A 4,522-nucleotide genomic window follows, 5' to 3' on the forward strand; every position below is an offset into this window, starting at 1 on the left:
CCCACGCCCCCGCCGATCTGCGGACCGAGGCCAACCGGCGGCTCGCGGAGCTGGCTCCCGACAAGGGCAAGGACCGCGAGGAGCACCAGGAGCGGCAGCGCTCCGCCCGCCTCGGCGCCGTCCGGTCCGACGGCACGAGCACGCTGACCATGACCCTCACCCCGCGCGCCCGCGCACTGGTCGAGCGGGCCCTGGCCGACTTCGGCGGTCCGGGCGGGGCGATCGCCTGCGAGCCGGGCACCGATACGCGCGAGCCCGAGCAGCGTGCCCACGACGCGCTGGTCCACCAGTGGGCCCTCGGTTCGACCGTCGACAAGGCCCGCCAGAAGGGCATCGCGTCCATCGTGGTGCGCCTGACTCCCGAGCAGCTCGAGGATCCGGGCGCGCTCGTCCGCACCGATTCCGGCACGCAGCTCAGCGTGCGTCAGGCGGTGTCGATGGCCGGAAGCATGCCGTGGTTCGTCTCGCTGCTGCGCGACGGCTGCGAGGAACTGCACCGGATCGACGTGGACGGCCACCCCGAGCGGCGCCTGGCCTCCGCGATCCAGCGGCTTGTCCTCTACTCCGCCCACGGGGGCTGCACATTCCCCGGCTGCACCGTCCCGGCCCGGCGAACCCAGTTCCACCACGTGCAGGAATGGTCTCAGGGCGGGCCCACTACGGTCGCGAACGGGGCACTCGGCTGCCATGTGCACCACGGATTCGTGGGCGACAGTCCGGCGAGCTGGAAAACCATCGTCAATCCGGACAGTCCCGGCAGGTGCACCTGGGTTCCGCCGGGCACCGATCGCCTCACCGACGCCTGACCCACCTGCGTCTGGTTCACCTTTACCCGCTCGGCCGCCGCTTCCCGGCTGCTGCTCTTGCCGCGGCCTCCTGTCCGGCCGCTTCTCGTTCGGCCGCACGCTCTGCCGCGCCCGGAATCCCCGCTCGACGGGCGATTCCGGGTGTGGTCGAGCGACAGTCCGGACGTCCATCGCCCGCAAGATCGCGGGCGCTGACACAATGCGAACGTGCCCGAATCCAGCATTCCCGATTCCCACACGACCGCATCGACTGACGCCGGCGCGCCCGACGGGGCTGCTGCCGCGCCAGACGCCGACACGCCCACGATCCCCGCCCAGTCCAGCGCTGAGCCGCTGTCCTCGTCGGCGGTGTACGTGGTCGCCCCGGAGGGCGACACCGGAAAGTCGACCATCGCGCTGGGGCTGCTCCGCATCCTGGCCGGCACCGTGCAGCGTGTCGGCGTGTTCCGGCCGGTCACCGTCGAGCGCCGCACCAACGGTCGCGCGTACGGCAACGTCAACTCCACTGCCTCGGGCCGGGACGCCGAGCACCAGGAGCCCGAGCGCGACCGCATCGTCGAGATGCTGCTGCAGCACACCACCGTCGATCTCGCCTACGAGGACTGCATCGGCGTCACCAACGCCCGCGTCCACGAGGACCGGGACAGCGCGTTGACCGAGATCGTGGACCGCTACCACGAGGTTGCCCGCCAGTGTGACGTCGTGGTGATCGTCGGCACCGACTACTCGGGCGTGCCCAGCCCCACGGAGTTCGATTTCAACGCCACACTCGCGGTGAACCTCGGAGCGCCGGTCCTGCTCGTCCTTCGGGCTGCGGACCGCACCCCCGAGGAGATCGGCACCAACGCCCGGCTCACCCTCGAGGAGCTCCGGGCCGATCACGCCCACCCGGTCGGCGTGGTCGCGAACCGCTGCGCGGAGGAGGACCTCGAGGCCATCCAGGCCGAGCTGTCCTCGCTCGATGTGCCCGCGTGGACCCTGCCCAATCAGGCCCTGCTCACGGCACCCACGATGGGCGAGTTGATGGATGCGGTGGGCGGTTCGCTCTATTCGGGCGACCCGGCGCTGCTGGACCGTGAGGTCATGGCGCTGATGGTCGGCGGCATGACGGGCGACCGGATCCTCGAGCGCCTCGTCGACGGCATGGTCGTCATAGTTCCCGCGGATCGCACCGATGCCGTGCTCGCGATCATGGCGGCGCACGCGGCGGAGGGCTTCCCGTCGCTGGCGGGCATGATCTGGAACGGCGGGGTCCGGCCGAATGAGGCCATGGACCGCCTCGTCCACGGCATGCATTCCACCCTGCCGATCGTGTGCACGGACCACGGCACCTACGACACCGCCCGCCTCGCAGCGGAGACCCGCGGACGCGTGTATTCGGGGTCGGGCCGCAAGGTCGAGACGGCGCTCAGCCTCATGGAAAAGCACGTCGACACCGAGGAGCTGCTCGGCCGCCTGCGCGTCGACACCCCCGACGTGATGACGCCCCAGATGTTCGAGCACCAGCTGCTCGAGCGGGCCCGCGGCGACCGCCGCCACATCGTCCTCCCGGAGGGCGACGACGACCGCATCCTCCACGCCGCCGGCCGTCTCCTGCGCCGTGACGTGGCCGACCTGACCATCCTCGGCGACGTGGACGCGATCCGCCGCCGCGCCGACGAGCTCGGCATCAACCTCTCCGGCGCCGAGCTGCTCGATCCGCGCAAGAGCGAGCACCGCGAGGATTTCGCACAGCAGTACGTGGAACTGCGCAAGCACAAGGGCATGACGCTGGACGTGGCGCGCGACCGCATCCTCGACATCTCCTATTTCGCCACGATGATGGTCCACACCGGGCTGGCTGACGGCATGGTCTCCGGCGCCGCGCACACCACCGCCCACACCATCCGCCCCGCGCTGGAGATCATCCGCACGCGCCCGGGCGTCGAAACGGTGTCGAGTGTGTTCCTCATGTGCCTGTCCGATCACGTCCTGGCGTTCGGCGACTGCGCCGTCGTGCCCGATCCGAGCGCCGACCAGCTCGCCGACATCGCCCTGTCCTCGGCCGAGACCGCCGAGCGCTTCGGGATCGACCCCCGCGTCGCCCTGCTGTCGTACTCCACCGGCGATTCCGGTAGCGGCGCGGACGTGGACAAGGTCCGCGAGGCGACGGCCATCGTCCGTTCCCGCCTCGCCGAAGGACCCGGGGAAAAAGATGGGGACGACGACGACAACGCCACCACCGACGGCACCGACACCCTTCTCGTGGACGGCCCCCTGCAATTCGACGCCGCCATCGATCCCACGGTCGCCCAGAAGAAGATGCCGGATTCCCCGGTCGCGGGCCGTGCCACGGTGCTGGTTTTCCCGGACCTCAACACCGGCAACAACACCTACAAGGCTGTGCAGCGTACGGCGGGCGCGGTGGCGATCGGCCCGGTCCTGCAGGGGCTTCGCAAGCCGATCAACGACCTGTCGCGCGGCGCGCTGGTCGAGGACATCGTCAACACGGTGGCCATCACGGCGGTCCAGGCGCAGGGCCAGGTCTCCTCCGGCGCCCCGGCCCCCACCTCCAGCGCTCCAGCCACCGACGGCACCACCTCCAGCGCCCCCGCCTCCAGCTCCTCCTCCGACCAGAACGGGACCTCCTCATGACCCGCGTGCTCGTCATAAACTCCGGTTCCTCGTCGCTGAAGCTGCAGATCCTCGACACCGCCGTCGAGGAGGAGTTGGCCTGGGCGCTGGTCGAGCGGATCGGCGAGCCCACCGGCATCCTCACGGTCCGCCGCACGGCGCTGTCCGGGCAGTCGGCGGAGGAGCACACCGAGGAGGCCGCTTTCCCCGATCACACCGCCGCCCTCAGCCGCGTCCTCGAACTCGCCGCCGAGCTGCAGGTCCATCCCACGGATCTGGGGGTCGAGGCGATCGGCCACCGCGTGGTCCACGGCGGCCCGGATTTCCACCAGCCCGTTCAGGTCACGCCCGAGGTCGAGGCGGACATCGAGAAGCTCGAGCTCCTCGCCCCGCTGCACAATCCCGCCAACCTGCGCGGTATCCGCGTGGCCCGCGACCTTCTCCCCGGCCTGCCCCACGTGGCCGTGTTCGACACCGGCTTCTTCCACACGCTGCCCGCCGCGGCCCACACCTACGCGATCGACCGCGAGACCGCCCACCGCTGGGACCTGCGCCGCTACGGCTTCCACGGCACGAGCCACGAGTACGTCTCCCGCCGCACCGCGGACGTCCTCGGCAGGCCGTACGACGAGCTAAACCAGATCGTCCTGCACCTCGGCAACGGCGCATCCGCATCCGCCATCGCCGCCGGCCGCGCGGTGGACACGTCGATGGGTCTCACCCCGCTCGAGGGCCTGGTCATGGGCACCCGCCCAGGTGACGTCGACCCGGGCCTGATCATCCACCTGATCCGCGACCGCGGAATGTCACCGGAGGATGTCTCGACCCTGTTGAACCGGAAGTCGGGCCTGGAGGGACTGTCCGGTGCGCGTGACTTCCGGGCGTTGCTTGAAGGGGTCGACGACGACGACACCGACGCCGTCCTCACCTACGACGTGGTCATCCACCGCCTGCGACGGTATATCGGCGGTTACTGGGCGGTGCTCGGCAACGTCGACGCGATCACCTTCACCGCCGGCGTCGGCGAGAACGTCGCCCGTCTCCGGGCCGACTCGCTTGCGACTCTGGGCCAGTGGGGCGTGGAGATCGACCACGACGCCAAC

General features: G+C 70.5%; 3 protein-coding genes. All 3 read left to right on the forward strand.

What is annotated here, in order from left to right:
* Positions 1-806 (forward strand): HNH endonuclease signature motif containing protein (locus tag G6016_RS00005; RefSeq protein ID WP_182630670.1); only part of this gene is annotated, 806 nt, incomplete at its 5' end.
* Between the two features lie 207 nt (positions 807-1,013).
* Complete coding sequence (gene pta, locus G6016_RS00010; RefSeq protein WP_182630671.1) at positions 1,014-3,440, forward strand: phosphate acetyltransferase; 2,427 nt, start codon at positions 1,014-1,016, stop codon at positions 3,438-3,440.
* The coding region (locus G6016_RS00015; RefSeq protein ID WP_182630672.1) for an acetate/propionate family kinase at positions 3,437-4,522 on the forward strand (1,086 nt) is incomplete at its 3' end. The genes pta and G6016_RS00015, both read left to right, overlap by 4 nt.

This window comes from Dietzia aerolata (genome assembly GCF_014144865.1).
In the GTDB taxonomy this organism is placed as follows: Bacteria; Actinomycetota; Actinomycetes; order Mycobacteriales; family Mycobacteriaceae; genus Dietzia; species Dietzia aerolata.